Raw genomic sequence first — 17,055 nt, forward strand, 5'->3', positions numbered from 1 at the left:
TCATGTCGAAAACTTTGCCAGACTTCGGACAGTCGCAGGACGAGCGGGAATCCATTCATGATCTGCCGGGCGATGAATACCCCCTGATCATGAGCGATTCCTTGGATCTGCAGGCGATCCCATTACTTTCGGATATCGTGCATTCTGAAACCTTGCCCGAGGAACAGAGCCAAACCCTGTCCCCGGCAGCCATCCCTGAAATAGAGCCTCGCGACAAGCCAAGCGAGCCAACAGTCATTCAGAAGAGCAGCGAAACAATTATCCAGGGAATTCTCGATCAGCTCCTGCCCAAAATCGAAGCTGAACTGAAACAGTGTCTGGAACAGCATTTCGATGAATTGATAAAGGCTCGCAACAAACCCTGAGAAAAACGGACACCTCGACATCGGCAAGGAAAGCTGTAAACCCGACAATCAAGGGTTTGCCTTATACTTTCCTATTTACCAACGATCAGCCGTCTAAGGGTCCCGCCGCATGGACAAGACCTACCAGCCTCATGCCATCGAATCCCACTGGTACAACGAATGGGAAACCAGGCATTACTTCGCTCCCCAGGGTTCGGGCGCACCCTACACCATCATGATTCCACCGCCGAACGTCACCGGCAGCCTGCACATGGGCCATGGCTTCAACAACGCGATCATGGATGCATTGATTCGCTGGCGCCGCATGCAGGGGCGCAACACCCTTTGGCAACCCGGGACTGACCATGCCGGCATTGCTACCCAGATGGTGGTGGAACGTCAACTGCACGCCCAAGGCGTCAACCGGCACGATCTTGGCCGCGAAAAGTTCCTGGAAAAAGTCTGGCACTGGAAAGAAGAATCCGGCGGCACCATCACCAGGCAAATCCGTCGCCTTGGGTCTTCGGTAGACTGGTCACGCGAGCGCTTCACCATGGATGAAGGCCTGTCCGAAGCAGTCAAGGAAGCCTTTGTCCGCCTGCATGAAGATGGGCTGATCTATCGCGGTAAACGCCTGGTCAACTGGGATACCAAGCTGCACACAGCCATTTCCGATCTCGAAGTGGAGAATCATGACGAGAAAGGTCATTTGTGGAACCTACGTTACCCCTTGGCCAACGGAGCCCTCACCGCTGAAGGGAAAAGCTACCTGGTAGTTGCCACAACACGTCCGGAAACCATGCTGGGCGACGCAGCAGTTGCAGTTCACCCCGAGGATGAACGCTACAATAATCTAATCGGTCATTACGTACTGCTGCCACTGGTCAACCGCCCGATTCCAATTATCGCTGACGAATATGTCGATCGAGAATTTGGTACGGGTTGCGTCAAGATCACCCCAGCACACGATTTCAATGACTATGAAGTCGGTAAACGCCACGATTTGCCTCTGATCAATATTTTCGACCAGAACGCCGCCGTACTGGCAACAGCCCAAGTATTTCGTCTCGATGGCAACCTGAATGACGATGTAGACGCACACCTGCCATCCACCTATGCCGGCCTCGATCGCTTCGAGGCACGCAAGCAAATCGTTACCGCTTTCGAAGAAGCTGGGCTTCTGGAAAAGATCGATGACCACGCTCTCAAAGTACCGCGCGGTGATCGTTCTGGCACGGTGATCGAACCCTGGTTGACCGATCAGTGGTATGTCGCCACCAAACCGCTTGCCGAAAAAGCCATCGCGGCCGTGGAAAACGGTGCCATTCAGTTCGTGCCCAAACAGTACGAGAATATGTATTTCTCCTGGATGCGCGATATCCAGGATTGGTGCATCAGCCGCCAACTCTGGTGGGGCCATCGGATTCCCGCCTGGTATGACGATCAAGGCAATGTGTACGTCGGCCGGAACGAAGCTGAGGTACGTAGCAAGCACAATCTGGATAATATAGCTCTGCGTCAGGATGACGATGTGCTGGACACCTGGTTCAGCTCTGGCTTATGGACTTTTTCCACCCTTGGCTGGCCGGAACAAACCGATTTTCTCAAGACCTTCCATCCGACCGACGTACTGGTTACCGGGTTCGACATCATCTTCTTCTGGGTCGCCCGGATGATCATGATGTCATTGCACCTGACCGGGCAGGTACCTTTCAAAACCGTTTACGTGCACGGTCTGGTACGCGATGGCCAAGGCCAGAAGATGTCCAAATCCAAGGGTAACGTGCTCGACCCGCTGGATATCGTCGACGGCATCGAACTGGAAAAACTGGTGGCCAAGCGCACCAGCGGCATGATGCAGCCTAAGCTGGCGGAAAAAATCACCAAACAGACTCGTGCCGAGTTTCCAGAAGGTATCGCCAGCTACGGCACCGATGCCCTGCGCTTCACCTTCTGCTCGCTGGCTTCTACTGGCCGCGATATCAAATTCGACATGGGGCGGGTCGAAGGCTATCGCAACTTCTGCAATAAACTCTGGAATGCGGCCAACTTCGTTATCGAGAACACTGATGGCAAGGATACCGGCGTCAACGATGAAACAGTCGAGCTGTCTTCCGTGGACCGCTGGATCATTTCTCGTTTGCAGCGCACCGAAGCCGAAGTTACCCGCCAGCTCGAAACCTTTCGCTTCGACCTGGCGGCCCAGGCGCTTTATGAATTCGTTTGGGACGAATACTGTGCCTGGTATCTGGAATTGGTGAAGCCGACTCTATGGGATGAAAATGCCACTGCAGAGCGTCAGCGCGGCACTCGCCGGACCCTGATCCGCGTTCTGGAAGTCTCCCTGCGCCTGGCACATCCCTTCATGCCGTTCATTACCGAAGAGATCTGGCAACGCATCAAAATTCAGGCCGGCAAGTCTGGAGACACTCTGATGCTGCAACCCTGGCCTATTGCCGATGAAGCGAAGATCGACGCTGCTGCGGTAGACGATATCGAGTGGGTGAAGACCTTCATGCTTGGCATACGGCAAATCCGTGGCGAGATGAACATTTCCATGGCCAAACGCATCGACGTGATCCTAGCCAATAGCAGTGACGAAGATCGTCGCCGTCTCGCCGAGAACTTGCCGTTGCTATCCAAACTGGCAAAGCTGGAATCGATCCGAGTGCTAGCAGGCACGGAAGAAGCCCCCATGTCAGCCACTGCTCTGGTTGGAGACATGCAGGTACTGGTACCAATGGCTGGCCTGATCGACAAGAGCGCCGAACTGGCTCGCCTGGACAAGGAAATTCAACGTCTTGGAGGCGAAGTGAAGCGCGTTGGCGGCAAGCTTGCCAACGTATCCTTTGTCGCTAAAGCCCCTGCTGAAGTGATCGACAAAGAACGTGCCAAGCTGGTTGAAGCCGAACAAGCCCTGACCAAGCTGGCCTCGCAGCGCGAGAAGATCGCCAAGCTGTAAAAAATGCGAGAAGACTCGCCCAGAATCAATGGCTTCCGGGCGAATGTAGATATGACGATATAAAATTGTTCGGATCTATAGCTTTCAGCAACTAGAAAGAACAACGGGCTCTATTCTTTCCACACTATCAAGCATAGAAGAAAAGAGCCCGTCCAAGTCCAACTTCTATAGTGATGTAATCAGATCTGCGAAATGAACATCGAGCAGAATGCGCCATCGCTATCAATCAGTTGGTTGCATAGCTGTGTAACCGACGTCATCAACACCTGGTGCGAAGCCTGGAAATCCACCGACATCATTACACTCAACGAGGTAATAGTGACGATGGAAAACACGAATAGCTTCTTCGCCCAGACGCGGTCATCGACCGCCGTATAACCCGAAACGCCCATCCATAGCCAATAGGCTCCGCTTACTGCTGCAACCACGAAGTAGTTGTAGCCAGCGTAGCCGCTGATGCTCAGCATCAAGGTGGCGACGATGAACGCGGCGATGTAGAGCACGATATGCCGCTTAGCAGCAGAAATGCCCTTTATCACCGGTAGAACCGGGATGTTGGCGGTCTGATAATCATTGAAACGAAAAATCGCAATCGCATAGGAATGCGGCATCTGCCAGAGGCTGAAGATCAGCAGCAGAATCGCAGCGCCCATATCGAAGCTGTTGCTAACGGCACAATATCCCACAACCGGCGGAACGGCTCCCGACAGGCTACCGACCAAGGTTCCATAAACCGAACGACGCTTCAGCCACAGACTGTACAGTCCCACATAGACAATAAAGCCCATGAGGACCAGGGTTACGGCCAGAAGATTAGTGGTTTTATAGAGCAAGGCAACGCCTGCAACCCCGAGGGTGCAGGCGTATACGATGGCATGGGTCGGTGAAATCAAGCCCTTGACCAGAACACGATTCCTGGTTCGTTCCATTTTTTCATCGATATCCCTATCGATGTAGTTGTTGAATACACAGCCGGAAGCAATGATCAGGGATACCCCCAGCGCTGTCGCGACAAACAGCGCCAGATCGATATTCCCCCGTGAAGCCAGAAAAAAACCACCGGCAACGGAAATCAGATTTCCGAAGACGATACCTGGCTTAGTCAGGAGCAGGTATTGCTTGATCATCACAGGCTCTCTTCAGTTGATCATCATGTGATAGTGCATGCTCCACATGATCCAGACGGACAAGCCAATCAGGAACACGATGACCAACACTGAGAAGAGCAGGGAAACGACATTCCAGGTCTGTGACGGAGCCAGACTCAAGTGTAGAAAATACACTAGGTGCACAAATACCTGGGCCACGGCAAAGAGCGCAACGACCAGAATCGTGACTGCTGGTGACAATGCCGATGTCATCACGACTCCGAACGGAATCACCGTGAGAATCACCGCCAGGATAAAGCCCGTCATGTAAGACTTCTTGGTACCGTGGCTGCCATCAACAGTACTGGGTGGAGTATGTCCGTGTTCCATTTATAGAACTCCCATCAAATAGACAACGGTGAAAACGCAGATCCAGACCACATCCAGGAAGTGCCAGAACAACGCAAGCAGATTCAGCCGGGACTTATTGGTGTCATTCAACCCGCGAGTATTGATCTGATGCATCAGCACAAGCATCCAGAGCAAACCGGCAGTCACGTGCAGACCGTGGGTACCCACCAGTGTGAAGAAGGCCGACAGGAAAGCGCTATGGCTCGGACCATGACCTTCGGCGATCAGATGATGAAATTCGTAGACCTCCATGCCAACGAAGACTGCACCTAGTAGAAAGGTGAACTTCAGCCACTTCATCACTTCGGCCTTGTCACCCCGATGCATGGCTACGGTAGCCAGACCGGAAGTGATGCTGGAGAACAGCAGCACGAACGTTTCCACCAGAACAAACGGTAGCTCAAAGATATCCTTGCCGGTTACTCCCCCGGCAGTAGCATCCTTGAGCACGACGTAGCTTGCAAAAAGACAGGCGAACAGGATGCAGTCGGTCATCAGATAGACCCACATCCCGAACAACTTTATTTCGCCGGCATCGTGGTGGTGTCCATGACCCTCGCCATGGGCCGTGTGGATAGGTTTATTCGGAGTTTCGATAGCGGACATGGTTTACGCCTGCGTAGCTTTTTGTAGGTGGGCCTGCTCGATGCGAGCGATTTCGTCTGGCTGCACGTAGAAGTCGATGTCGTAGTCGTAGGTGCGAATGATGAAAGTCGCCACCGCGCCCACGAATCCGATAATCGCCAGCCACCAGATATGCCAGATCAGTGCGAAGCCCAATACAGTGGCAAATGCCGACATGATCACAGCCATGCCAGTATTCTTCGGCATATGAATGGGTTCATAGACTGTCGAAGGAGCCGGTAGTCCACCCCTCTTCTGCTCGTGGAAGGCATCCAGCTTGTCGCCACGTGGCAGCACAGCAAAGTTATAGAAAGGCGGCGGCGACGGGATCGACCACTCCAGTGTACGGCCATCCCATGGGTCGCCCGTCACATCGATATTCTTCTTCCGCTGAATGAAGCTAACCACCAGCTGTGCAACGATGAACGCAACACCCACGGCAATCAAGGCGACACCGACAACAGCGATCTGCATCCAGATCGTCCAGTCCGGATTATCGTAATGGTTCAAGCGACGGGTCATGCCCATGAAACCAAGCACGTACATCGGCGAGAAGGCGACATAGAAACCAACGATCCAGAACCAGAAGGCATATTTGCCAAGTTTATCGTTGAGCTTGAATCCCGTGGCTTTCGGAAACCAGTAGGTGATGCCTACCAGATAACCGAAGACGGCACCACCGATGATCACAGTATGGAAATGCGCGACCAGGAACAAACTGTTGTGCAAGAGGAAGTCGGCCCCCGGAACAGCCATCAATACACCTGCCATGCCGCCGATGGAAAAGGTGATCAAAAAGCCCAGCGTGTAAAGGGTCATGCTGTTGATCTCCAGCCGGCCACGGTACATGGTGAACAGCCAAGTGAAGATCTTCACGCCAGTCGGCACGGCAATGATCATAGTTGCAATGCCGAAGAAGGCATTGACGTTAGCGCCGGAGCCCATGGTGAAGAAATGGTGCAGCCAGACCACGAAGGACAGGAAGGCGATCGCCATGGTAGCGATGACCATCGAGGTATAGCCGAACAGCGGCTTACGCGAGAACGTCGCTGCAACTTCCGAAAAGACACCGAATGCCGGCAGGATCAGGATATATACCTCGGGGTGACCCCAGGCCCAGAACAAGTTGACATACATCATCGGATTTCCACCCAGCTCGTTGGTGAAGAAGTGGAAATCCAGGTAGCGATCAAGCGACAGCAAGGCCAGTGCGGCAGTGAGAATAGGGAAAGCACCGCAGATCAGGATGTTGGAGCAAAAAGCGGTCCACGTGAAGATAGGCATCTTCATCAGCGTCATGCCTGGCGTACGCATCTTCAGGATGGTTACGACAAAGTTGACGCCAGTAAGCAAAGAGCCCAGTCCGGAGATCTGAATACTCCATATATAGTAGTCGACCCCTACCCCGGGACTGTATTGCAACCCTGATAACGGTGGGTATGCGACCCAGCCGGTCTGGGCAAACTCGCCAACCGCCAGGGAAATGTTGACCAACACCACACCAGCAAGGAATAGCCAGAAGCTCAACGAGTTAAGGAAGGGGAATGCTACATCGCGTGCGCCGATCTGTAACGGCACTACGATGTTCATCAAACCGCTGATCAATGGCATGGCCACGAAAATCAGCATGATCACACCGTGTGCGGTAAAAACCTGGTCGTAGTGTTCGGGAGGCAGAATGCCCGCGTTGTCACCATGAGACATCGCCAGGTGAGTACGCATCATGATCGCATCGGCAAAGCCGCGAACCAGCATGACCAGAGCCACGATGATGTACATGATGCCGATTTTTTTATGATCTACCGAAGTGAGCCATTCTCTCCAAAGATAGCCCCAGGATTTAAAATAGGTTATCGCTGCAACTATTGCAGCTCCCAATATCGCCACCACACAGACCGTATAGAAGATGATCGGCTCGTGGAACGGAATTGCATCTAAGGTAAGTTTTCCGAACATTTATTCTTTCTCCACACCAACTTCGACAGGTGCAGCGGCACTCAGGGTTTTATTGGAATTAATGCCGACCACATACTGGTCTATCACTTGCTTGAACAAGCCCGGTTGGACTTGGGAATAATAAGTAACGGGATGAATCGGATAACGGTGATTCACCATTTCTCCCGGCTTGGCCAACACCTTGAAACCATCGAAGTCAAGGGTATCGGACGATGCCTTGGCTTTGGCGACCCAACTATCGAAAGCTTCGCTGCTACCTACGTGGGCCTTGAAACGCATGGCAGAAAAACCGTTTCCGCTATAGTTGCCGGACTGGCCGAAATACTCACCCGGTTCGTTCGCGATCAGATTCAACTGAGTACGCTGACCGGCCATGGCATAGACCATGCCGCCAAGTTGAGGAACGGAGAAAGTATTCATGACCGTATCGGAAGTGATATGGAAGGTCACCGGTGTATTTTCCGGGAAAGCCAGCTCATTGACGGTGGCGATACCCTGCTCCGGATAGATAAACAACCACTTCCAGTTCAGCGACACTACTTCGACCTGCAGCGGCTTCACATCAGACTCGATCGGCTTATAGGGATCGAGTGAGTGGGTAGTCTTCCAGGTGACGACAGCCAGGATGGCAACGATCAGAATCGGTACGCCCCAAACGACCGCCTCGATCTTGTAGGAATGCGCCCAGTCCGGAGCATAGGTAGCATCCTTGTTGGAGGCTCGGTAGCGCCAGGCAAACATGACAGTCATGACGATTGCCGGAATCACCACCAACAACATCAGGCCAATGGCCGTCAGGATCAGGTTGCGCTCCTGGATACCAATTTCACCCTTCGAATCAAAAAGGGCCCAACTACAACCACTTAACGAGGCTGCAGCCACTATCGTCAGAAGTGTTCGAAAATAATGATGATATTTCCTTTCTTTCATTTCACGCCCTTCAGCAAAGTGATATCCCATACATCGATTGTTGTTCGGCCTGACCCAGCGGATAAGCAAGCTGCTTCTTTGAGGCGACGCCCATATGGTCAGAAAGCTTTACCACTATATGCCAGCCCACCATGTTAAGTAGATAACGCGATATATAACGATAGGGATCGTGCTGCCCGAGGATTTTAAGGCGTGAAGACAAAACCACAATTGTTAATACCGCAACTGTCAATCAACACGGACGAACTAATCCAGCGCTGACAATTTTATCTTGATACTTATCAGGAAGAACTTGCATCGAAATCGATAGCCAAATCTCAAAGACTGTCAAGCATAGCCAAAATTGATCGACTTACCATTGAGTTAGAACAATATTCAGGCACGCCGATCAAAGGTGGCACTTCGATACCAAGCAATAGTTATCACCAAACCGCAGCAGCAGAGTTAAACACGCTGCTGGGATAATACTTCTTGACCCGAATAGTCAAGTGCGACACTTGGCTATATCACACGCGATTCTTCAAGGTGAATCCTGATCATAAAGGGAGCCACTGGCATGCTTCGCGCCACACAAAGGGACACTCGAGAAAACCATGCGGGTTGGTAGGTGGATTCAATATCGACGGCCTACCAACGCTCATTGAGCGTGCAATTATCAGGGCCGGAGCCCGCATCAAGGAGCACTCCGTTTTGCCAAGCTCCCGATAAACGAGCAAAATTCCCCATACTGCCAAGCCAAGCAATGCTGGCCGAATGTCCTGGCAACGTGCAAGATACCCAGCCTGCCAAACCAAGGCCGTATCGCCTTACCCAGCGACACTTGAGGAGCAATCAATGATAAAAAGGAGCAATGCCGTCTGGACTGTGGTCGGAACCACGGCGGTGCTGCTGTCCGGTTATCTCCTTTACAAGGAGATACGCACCATATCCTTGACAGAATTGGCTGACAGTCTTAAAGCCATCAGCGTAATACACTGGATACTAGCTGGACTCTCAACCCTGGGAGCCTACGCAGCACTGGCTTGGTACGATCGCATTGCGATGGCTCATCTGGGCAAGAAAATTTCATGGTGGTTTATTGCGCTCTGCTCGTTCACTACCTATGCCTTGGCACACAATATAGGTGCCTCAGTATTTTCCGGCGCAGTAGTACGCTATAGAGCGTATCGCAGCAAAGGAATGACGCCTCAAGAAATTGGCATACTAATTGTCTTCTGTTCATTGACCTTCGTACTTGGCACGCTATTGGCTTCAAGCGTAGTTTTACTCTTTAAGCCAGAACTGCTCAATCGACTGATTAGCATCGAGCCATGGATTGCCCAAGTCATCGCCGTCATATTGCTAACGCTGATTGCCTTTTACGTGTTGGGCTCTATTCGCCAAAAGATGCCATTAAAGCTTTGGAGTCTAAGCATCGACTACCCAAAGCTACCTATCGTGGCAAGACAGCTTCTTGCTGGCCCTCTTGAATTATTATGTGCTGCAGCGATCATCTATTTCGCCTTACCGGCTCAAAATAATCCTGGTTATCTCATAGTGCTCGGTATCTTTCTTGCTTCATTTTCTCTGGCTTTACTTTCACACGCACCAGGTGGACTTGGCGTACTCGAAGTTACATTTCTTGCGGCACTCCCGGAAATGCAGAAAGTCGACGTCCTTGCTTCACTGATCGTCTTTCGCGGGTTATATCTGTTGCTGCCTTTTGCCCTGGCTATTGTGGTTGTCATCGCATTCGAGATTACCCAATGGATCGAAAGATCCTCAAAATAGGATCATTCACGCCTTCGTTGAACATACCAATGAAAGCTGTCAAAGCTGCCGAATCAAGTACAGTGCAAAAAAATGACACCGCCATCCAATCCAGACCTCGATATCCATGACAGATACACGGCACACCCCTGAACATCAACCACGCCCACTGGTAGATGTAATGATCAGCGTTCTGCTTCCTTCATTGATAATGATGAAGCTAAGCAATGAACAATATCTCGGCGCCGACGGGGCCCTCATGTTTGCCCTGGCCTTCCCTCTGGGCTGGGGCCTCCTTGAATTGGTAAAATATCGCAAATTCAACTGGATCGCTTTGCTTGGATTGATCAGTGTATTGCTCACAGGAAGCATTGGGCTCCTGCGTCTGGATACGCAATGGCTGGCCATAAAGGAAGCAGCCGTTCCCGGCATCATAGGCATAGCAATTCTGATCTCTACCCAGACTCGCTACCCGCTGATACGAACCTTGCTCTACAACCCCAAAGTGCTCAACGTTAAAAAAATCCATGAACACTTAGAGCGAGGAGGCCATACAAAGCAGTTCGAGAAACGATTGATGTATGCCACCTACTGGCTAAGTGGCACATTTTTTTTCTCATCGGCCATGAACTACATATTAGCCAAGTGGCTCGTACATAGCCCATCAGGAAGCGAGGCATTCAACAACGAACTAGGGCGCATGACGCTACTCAGCTATCCAATGATAGCGATCCCAAGCACATTGATGATGGTGGCAATCTTCTATTATCTCTGGCGTACCATACACAGCCTGACCGGCTTGAGTCTGGAAGAAATCATGGCTCGACCAACTAAAGATAAAGAGCAGCGCTGAAACCGAACAGATCAAGGCTGAGACTCATCAGGCAATCGATTACTCACATCTCGAATATCGCCATCCAGAAGCTGCCATAAAACTAGGCACGCTGCATGAGCAGTTGCGTCTCATCACATCTAGCTTTTAGCTTTGTCCCCCAGCCCCTGAAAAACGGGGCCAATCTCTAATTTCTTCCTATATTCAGTATCCAAATATTGCAAAAAAATTAACCATTTTTTGCAATACCACTAAAATTTTGCAGACAAGCCTTGGATTTTATATTTCCATTTGCTACAAGACTTTGCGTCTCGTGATCGCTATATACCTTAATAAAGAGAATTCATTATGAAAAAAGCCTTTTCTGCTTTTGCCATGGCTACTGGTGCTTTAGGTCAGTTGCTGTCAGGTGAAGCAAGCGCAGAATTTCTGAAAGACAGCAAGCTGTCGCTTTCGACCAGAAACTTTTATTACAATCAGGACACTCGCAACGAGAACGGTCTGAGCAATACACCCCGATTCGATGAATGGGGTCAGGCCTTCACGGTTGATTACAGATCGGGCTTCACCGAAGGCAAGGTAGGCTTCGGTCTTGACCTGTTGGGCCTGTATGGCATCCGCCTGGATGATGGCGGTCGCGCCGGCAAGCCAGGCGAAGATCGCCAGCCAGGCTCCGTTTTCCCCTTGGAAAGCAATGGCAAGGCAACACGAGGTTTTGGCAGGCTGGGCGTAACAGCCAAAATGCGCTTCTCTAATACGCTTGTGCAATATGGCACCTTGAAACCCAAACTTCCTGTCGTGATTGCAAACGACGGACGCCTCCTCCCGCAAACCTACGAGGGTGGTCAAGTTACCGTAAACGAAATCAAGGATTTGACCTTCATTGCAGGTAAGCTTGAACACTCATCTGAGCGAAACTCCAGCAATAGGGACAGCTTGTCTATTGAGGGGTCCAACAATCGCAGTAACAGCCTTCATCAAGAAAGTAATGAATTCTATTATGGTGGCTTTGACTACAAACCCATGAAGAACTTGTTGGCTCAGTATTATTACGGTGAGCTGAAGGACTTCTACAAACAACACTTCTTTGGCTTGATTCATGATCTGGCATTGCCAGCAGGTTCGCTTAAAACCGACCTACGCTACTTCTACAGCGAGTCGGATGGGGAAAACTCCAGCCGCTCCGGGCGGGCCGAAGGTTACCGCGCAGCGGGTTACTGGGGAACAGGCGACTCTCACCGCTATGAAGTAGACAACAAACTCTGGAGTGCGATGTTTACCTACAGCCTGGGCGGCCATCAAATCGGCGCGGGCTATCAGAAAATTACCGGCAAGAGTGACTTCCCACATCTTAACCAAGGTGGCGGACGCGTTCTGTATTTGATCACCGATGCACAGATGCACAAGTTTCACAACTCCGGTGAAAATACCTGGGTAGCAAAATATGCATATGACTTCGCAGCCATTGGCGTGCCTGGATTGAAAGCCAGCTTGACCTACCTCAGTGGCGACGATATCGATGATTCTGGTAGTGACAAAAAAGAATGGGAGCGAGACACACGACTTGATTACGTCTTTCAGGACGGAATGCTCAAAGGACTGGGACTCACCTGGATGTATGGTGTATGGCGCGGTAACGACACCAATCCTGGTTCACGAGACAAAGACGAAAATCGTCTGATTGCCAACTACACACTGCCTATTTTCTAAACGTTAAGCTACAGACAGTTTTCAAGGTCAGCATTCTATCTGAAGACTGGCCTTTTTTACTTTATTCCCCTCGCCAAAATCATCAGTACCTTATTGAATCAGCTTAACTTTTAGCTGTTATCGACTCATATAATCCATTTTTTCATTGAACCAGAGCGCTTCAATATTGCCTAAAGCCGACCAGATCGGACCGAAAGCAGGCATGCTTTTTGCCCATATTTAAAGCAATCAATAACTAGTCATTGTTCCTCGACATCCTCGCCAGCCAGAATAGCGGCCGCTACACTAACTCGATGGCGCTTTACGATTAAGGAAATATTGCTAATGCAACGTACTCTTATAACCGGAGCAAACGGTTTCGTTGGCCAGGCGCTATGCAAAACCTTGCAGCAAGCTGGCCATCATGTCATCGCATTAAGCAGCAAGGCTTCCGGCTCCGCATCTTCGGCAAATGAACATCTGCAATGCGATATTCGCGATACTGAAGCACTCGCATTCCGCGTTGCCCAGGCAGCGCCAACTCACGTCGTACACCTAGCCGCCATCACTTACGTCCCTGCCAGCTTCGAGAATCCATTGCCTACCTGGCAAACCAATGTCATGGGCAGCGTCAATTTGCTTGAAGCCGTACGTCGCCATGCCCCCAAAGCATTCATGCTTTTTGTCAGTTCCTCGGAAGTATACGGAGCGACATTCAAACAGGGGTCTACTCTTGACGAAAACAGCCCCTGCCAGCCATTGAATCCCTATGCTGCAAGCAAACTGGCCGCAGAGGTAGCTTTTGCTGAATATTTCCGCCAGGGAATGCCCGGCGTCATTGCCAGACCATTCAATCATATAGGTGCGCAACAATCTCCTGACTTCGTCACGTCATCCTTTGCCAAGCAAATTGCCTTGATCGAAGCCGGCAAACAGCCTCCACAAATACATGTCGGCAACCTTGAGGCCAGTCGAGATTTTTTAGATGTTCGTGATGTGTGCAATGCTTATCGACGGTTGCTTGAGCTTGCTGAACGCCCAAGAGATTATCCTTCGCGCGTTAACATTGCTTCCGGTCGCCCACGCAAAATCCAGGAAATCCTGGATGAATTGCTTGGTATGAGCCAATGCCACATAGAAGTGATCAAGGATCCTGCGCGGATGCGCCCATCCGACATCCCTTTCGCAGCAGGCAATATCCAGCTACTTCAGCAACTGACTGACTGGAGCCCAACAGTGGACCTGCACGAGACGCTAGCCGACCTGCTTGATCATTGGAGAACCCTGGTTGCGCACAGCCAGTAACTAAAACCTTGATGCAACCATTTGCCATTGTCCTCTCATAAAGCCGAAACCGCCTCTTGAATTAGACGGTTTCAGTCGAGCACATATAGCAGCTCAGCTACCTATGGTTGGATAAATCAGGCAGGCACACCGAGAATTACGCTCGAAGCCTTGATCACTGCACTGGCAGAAGAACCCGGCTTGAGGCCCAACTCCGCAACCGCATCCTTGGTCACGATCGAAGTGACCTCGGTACCGCCCGGCAAGGCCAGGGTAACTTCGGTATTGACCGAACCAGCCTCAATCGACTTGACGGTACCAGTCAGAATATTACGGGCAGAAAGGCGTATATCGCTACCCTCCGTCAGCAGCATGACCCAAGGTGCCTTGACGATGGCAGCTACTTCCTTGCCCTGAGCTAGATCAAGCGATTTGACGCTATCCATGGTGACTACGGCCACCAGTGTATCGCCCCCTCCCAGATCGATATCAATCTTGGCATTTACCGCGCCAGCCTGAAGGGCACTGATTTTACCTTTGAATACATTACGAGCACTGATTTTCATGAGCTTTTCTCCAGTATTAATGTAGAATCCGAAACATTATCTATGTAACGAACTACACATATAGTTGTAGGTAACCCTACACCCCGTTGTGAGAAAAATCATAGCTAAAGCTTTTATTAGGCTGGAACCATAGCAAATCACCAAACGCTATATTGCTTACTACATATAAATTGAAACGTATCAATCGAGACAATATGACACCAACTCGATTTCTTGCTCGCATGTCTCTGGATACCGGAGCTGGCACGACCCTTTCGGATACACGCATACGGTTGCTTGAGGAAATAGATCGCAAGGGATCGATCAATCAAGCAGCCAAGGCCGTCCCTCTTTCATACAAGGCAGCCTGGGATGCGTTGGATACAATCAATAATCTTGCTCCAGAGCCTCTCGTGGTTCGGGTTGCTGGAGGGCGCCAGGGGGGTGGCACTCAGCTGACCGAATACGGTCGCCGAATCGTGGCCATGTATCGGGCTTTGGAAATGGAATATCAGCACACCCTGGACCACCTCTCGGAACGCCTTGATGAGGTTAGCGGAGGCGATATTCGCGCCTTTCAAAAGCTGATGCATCGCATGAGCATGAAAAGCAGTGCGCGCAACCAATTTTCCGGCCCAATCACCGGGCTTCGCCAGGGTGGCGTGAATTTCGAGGTACAGATTCGCCTGGATGACGAAAACGAAATCATCGCGACAATCACCAAAACCAGTGCCGAAGACCTGGAACTGAGCATCGGCAAAGAGGTGTTCGCAATGGTGAAGTCATCATCCGTCATGCTGACCACTGATCTTGCCATGAAACTCACCGCCCGCAACAAACTGCAAGGTGAAGTGACCGCTATTCATGAAGGCGCCATTAATAATGAAGTGACGCTGGCCTTGCCATCAGGTCGTAGCGTCACCTCGGTAGTAACGGCTGACAGTTGCGCAGCCCTTGGGCTCAAACCCGGAGCCGAAGCCTTCGCCTTCTTCAAATCGTCCAGCGTTATTCTTGCTATTTACGAATAGATCTAATCCCCCCACAAAGGAGTGTAACCATGAGCCGTCCGCTATCCCGCCTGTTTATCGCCTTGAGTGCCAGCTTTATTGCATGCGCTACGCATGCTGAAGATGTTCAGGTTGCTGTCGCCGCAAACTTTACCGCTCCGCTCCAGGAAATTGCTGCAAGCTTCGAAAAAGATACTGGCAACAAAGTGATCGCCTCTGCTGGTCCAACTGGTGGTATTTATACGCAAATCAAGAATGGTGCACCGTTCCAGGTCTTTTTCTCGGCCGACGACACCACGCCAGCCAAACTTGAAAAAGAAGGCGATATCGTTCCTGGCTCACGCTTTACCTATGCCATTGGCAAACTGGTTCTCTGGTCGCCTAAAGAAGGTTATGTCGACTCCAAAGGTGCTGTATTAAAGAAAAATGCATTCGAGCATATATCCATTGCCAACCCTAAAACCGCACCTTATGGCCTGGCTGCTACCCAAGTCATAGATAAACTCAAGCTCAATGCGATCAAACCAAAGATTGTCGAAGGTTCCAATATTACTCAAGCCTACCAATTCGTAGCGTCCGGTAACGCCGAGCTTGGCTTCGTCGCTCTGTCCCAGGTGTATAAAGACGGCAAGCTCACTGGCGGTTCCAGTTGGATAGTGCCGCAGGACTTGTATGATCCGATCCTGCAGGATGCCGTCATCCTGAACAAAGGCAAAGACAGCAAGGCAGCCAAGGAACTGATCGAATACATAAAAGGGCCGAAGGCTGCAGCTATTATCAAATCCTATGGCTATGACCTGAAGAAATAACCCTTTCCTAATTGCCGAGTCACACACAGAAAATAGCAATTCATCAACTTCTGCAAAAGCATTGTTGACTCGGCATACTCCCGTTAGCCCAGCCGAGCAGCCTAAAAGGACTGCTCGGCTGGGGGAGCTACAGCAATAATGCATCTATCCGAACTCGATGTTGCCGCCATCTGGCTGACGCTTGAACTTGCGACGCTGACTACCGCTCTCCTACTTTGCATAGGGACACCCATAGCCTGGTGGCTAGCCCGCACGCGCTCATTCTTGAAAGGCCCGATCGGTGCCGTGGTAGCCCTACCTCTCGTGTTACCACCCACCGTGCTGGGTTTTTATCTGCTTGTATTCATGGGCCCTAATGGTCCAGCCGGACAACTGACCCAAGCGCTGGGGCTGGGTACCTTGCCCTTTACATTTACCGGACTGGTCATAGGGTCGGTCTTCTACTCCATGCCATTCGTGGTACAGCCGCTGCAGAATGCCTTCGAAGCGATTGGTGATCGCCCTCTGGAAGTTGCTGCCACTTTGCGCGCCAATGCATGGGATTGCTTTTTCACCATAGTACTGCCGCTCGCCCGTCCGGGAATCATCACCGCCTCTATCCTGGGCTTTGCCCATACGGTCGGAGAGTTTGGAATAGTACTGATGATAGGCGGCAATATTCCCGGTAGGACCCGCACGATATCTGTCCAGATATTCAACCACGTCGAAGCCATGGAGTTTACACAAGCACACTGGCTTGCAGGTGGAATGGTGTTCTTTTCGTTTTTTGTACTGCTTGCACTTTATTCCAGCCGACGGCTCAAGCCGGGACTGAGCTGAAAGGAT

At 51.0% G+C, this 17,055-nt stretch carries 15 protein-coding genes; 9 read left to right on the top strand and 6 right to left on the bottom strand.

The genetic code is table 11. The features are described from left to right. Positions 1-2: 2 nt before the first annotated feature. Together FHR87_RS01375 and FHR87_RS01380 are read left to right on the top strand one after the other, a co-directional pair. Complete coding sequence (locus tag FHR87_RS01375) at positions 3-365, top strand: hypothetical protein (RefSeq protein WP_183164891.1); 363 nt, start codon at positions 3-5, stop codon at positions 363-365. Positions 366-474: 109 nt separating this feature from the next. Continuing rightward, positions 475-3,306, top strand: a complete 2,832-nt coding sequence (locus FHR87_RS01380) for a valine--tRNA ligase (RefSeq protein WP_183164892.1) — start codon at positions 475-477, stop codon at positions 3,304-3,306. Positions 3,307-3,485: 179 nt separating this feature from the next. Here the strand turns inward: FHR87_RS01380 and cyoE are convergent, their stop codons facing one another. The 5 genes from cyoE to cyoA are packed head-to-tail and all read right to left on the bottom strand — an operon-like array spanning position 3,486 to position 8,315. Beyond that, complete coding sequence (gene cyoE / locus FHR87_RS01385; protein WP_183164893.1) at positions 3,486-4,433, bottom strand: heme o synthase; 948 nt, start codon at positions 4,431-4,433, stop codon at positions 3,486-3,488. A gap of 12 nt (positions 4,434-4,445) precedes the next feature. Beyond that, complete coding sequence (gene cyoD / locus FHR87_RS01390; RefSeq protein ID WP_183164894.1) at positions 4,446-4,784, bottom strand: cytochrome o ubiquinol oxidase subunit IV; 339 nt, start codon at positions 4,782-4,784, stop codon at positions 4,446-4,448. Then, positions 4,785-5,411 (bottom strand): cytochrome o ubiquinol oxidase subunit III, encoded by a 627-nt coding sequence (cyoC, locus tag FHR87_RS01395; RefSeq protein ID WP_183164895.1) that lies wholly within the window; start codon positions 5,409-5,411, stop codon positions 4,785-4,787. A 3-nt stretch (positions 5,412-5,414) separates the two neighbouring features. After that, the gene (cyoB, locus tag FHR87_RS01400; protein ID WP_183164896.1) at positions 5,415-7,385 is read right to left on the bottom strand and encodes a cytochrome o ubiquinol oxidase subunit I; all 1,971 of its coding nucleotides are present in this window, start codon (positions 7,383-7,385) and stop codon (positions 5,415-5,417) included. After that, complete coding sequence (cyoA, locus tag FHR87_RS01405; RefSeq protein ID WP_183164897.1) at positions 7,386-8,315, bottom strand: ubiquinol oxidase subunit II; 930 nt, start codon at positions 8,313-8,315, stop codon at positions 7,386-7,388. Between the two features lie 834 nt (positions 8,316-9,149). Here cyoA and FHR87_RS01410 point away from each other — a divergent pair. The 4 genes from FHR87_RS01410 to FHR87_RS01425 all read left to right on the top strand — a co-directional run bounded on the left by FHR87_RS01410 (position 9,150) and on the right by FHR87_RS01425 (position 13,890). Continuing rightward, complete coding sequence (locus tag FHR87_RS01410) at positions 9,150-10,085, top strand: lysylphosphatidylglycerol synthase transmembrane domain-containing protein (protein ID WP_183165133.1); 936 nt, start codon at positions 9,150-9,152, stop codon at positions 10,083-10,085. Between the two features lie 106 nt (positions 10,086-10,191). Then, entirely contained in the window at positions 10,192-10,917 is a 726-nt protein-coding gene (locus tag FHR87_RS01415; RefSeq protein ID WP_183164898.1) for a VC0807 family protein, read from the top strand. A gap of 327 nt (positions 10,918-11,244) precedes the next feature. Continuing rightward, positions 11,245-12,606, top strand: coding sequence for an OprD family outer membrane porin (locus FHR87_RS01420; protein WP_183164899.1), 1,362 nt, complete (start codon positions 11,245-11,247; stop codon positions 12,604-12,606). Between the two features lie 324 nt (positions 12,607-12,930). After that, on the top strand, positions 12,931-13,890 hold the full coding sequence (locus FHR87_RS01425; protein ID WP_183165134.1) for a GDP-mannose 4,6-dehydratase: 960 nt from the start codon (positions 12,931-12,933) through the stop codon (positions 13,888-13,890). 116 nt (positions 13,891-14,006) lie between these two features. Here the strand turns inward: FHR87_RS01425 and FHR87_RS01430 are convergent, their stop codons facing one another. Continuing rightward, positions 14,007-14,435, bottom strand: coding sequence for a TOBE domain-containing protein (locus FHR87_RS01430; RefSeq protein WP_183164900.1), 429 nt, complete (start codon positions 14,433-14,435; stop codon positions 14,007-14,009). A gap of 194 nt (positions 14,436-14,629) precedes the next feature. On the opposite strand from FHR87_RS01430, the gene FHR87_RS01435 reads away from it, so the two are divergent. From FHR87_RS01435 to modB, 3 genes are all read left to right on the top strand, one after another. After that, positions 14,630-15,442 carry a TOBE domain-containing protein gene (locus tag FHR87_RS01435; RefSeq protein WP_183164901.1) on the top strand — a complete coding sequence of 271 codons (813 nt, stop codon included), beginning with the start codon at positions 14,630-14,632 and terminating at the stop codon, positions 15,440-15,442. Between the two features lie 29 nt (positions 15,443-15,471). Continuing rightward, entirely contained in the window at positions 15,472-16,230 is a 759-nt protein-coding gene (gene modA / locus FHR87_RS01440; protein WP_183164902.1) for a molybdate ABC transporter substrate-binding protein, read from the top strand. 138 nt (positions 16,231-16,368) lie between these two features. Further along, complete coding sequence (gene modB / locus FHR87_RS01445; protein ID WP_183164903.1) at positions 16,369-17,049, top strand: molybdate ABC transporter permease subunit; 681 nt, start codon at positions 16,369-16,371, stop codon at positions 17,047-17,049. Positions 17,050-17,055: the final 6 nt, after the last annotated feature.

The organism is Azomonas macrocytogenes (assembly GCF_014191985.1).
Taxonomy (GTDB): Bacteria; Pseudomonadota; Gammaproteobacteria; order Pseudomonadales; family Pseudomonadaceae; genus Azomonas; species Azomonas macrocytogenes.

Coding starts and splice junctions, on each gene's coding strand:
- cyoD (WP_183164894.1), bottom strand. CDS start 4,784: ATGGAACACGGACATACTCCACCCAGTACTGTTGATGGCAGCCACGGT.
- FHR87_RS01410 (WP_183165133.1), top strand. CDS start 9,150: ATGATAAAAAGGAGCAATGCCGTCTGGACTGTGGTCGGAACCACGGCG.
- FHR87_RS01435 (WP_183164901.1), top strand. CDS start 14,630: ATGACACCAACTCGATTTCTTGCTCGCATGTCTCTGGATACCGGAGCT.
- cyoA (WP_183164897.1), bottom strand. CDS start 8,315: ATGAAAGAAAGGAAATATCATCATTATTTTCGAACACTTCTGACGATA.
- FHR87_RS01380 (WP_183164892.1), top strand. CDS start 475: ATGGACAAGACCTACCAGCCTCATGCCATCGAATCCCACTGGTACAAC.
- cyoC (WP_183164895.1), bottom strand. CDS start 5,411: ATGTCCGCTATCGAAACTCCGAATAAACCTATCCACACGGCCCATGGC.
- FHR87_RS01430 (WP_183164900.1), bottom strand. CDS start 14,435: ATGAAAATCAGTGCTCGTAATGTATTCAAAGGTAAAATCAGTGCCCTT.
- FHR87_RS01415 (WP_183164898.1), top strand. CDS start 10,192: ATGACAGATACACGGCACACCCCTGAACATCAACCACGCCCACTGGTA.
- FHR87_RS01375 (WP_183164891.1), top strand. CDS start 3: ATGTCGAAAACTTTGCCAGACTTCGGACAGTCGCAGGACGAGCGGGAA.
- FHR87_RS01420 (WP_183164899.1), top strand. CDS start 11,245: ATGAAAAAAGCCTTTTCTGCTTTTGCCATGGCTACTGGTGCTTTAGGT.
- cyoB (WP_183164896.1), bottom strand. CDS start 7,385: ATGTTCGGAAAACTTACCTTAGATGCAATTCCGTTCCACGAGCCGATC.
- cyoE (WP_183164893.1), bottom strand. CDS start 4,433: ATGATCAAGCAATACCTGCTCCTGACTAAGCCAGGTATCGTCTTCGGA.
- modB (WP_183164903.1), top strand. CDS start 16,369: ATGCATCTATCCGAACTCGATGTTGCCGCCATCTGGCTGACGCTTGAA.
- FHR87_RS01425 (WP_183165134.1), top strand. CDS start 12,931: ATGCAACGTACTCTTATAACCGGAGCAAACGGTTTCGTTGGCCAGGCG.
- modA (WP_183164902.1), top strand. CDS start 15,472: ATGAGCCGTCCGCTATCCCGCCTGTTTATCGCCTTGAGTGCCAGCTTT.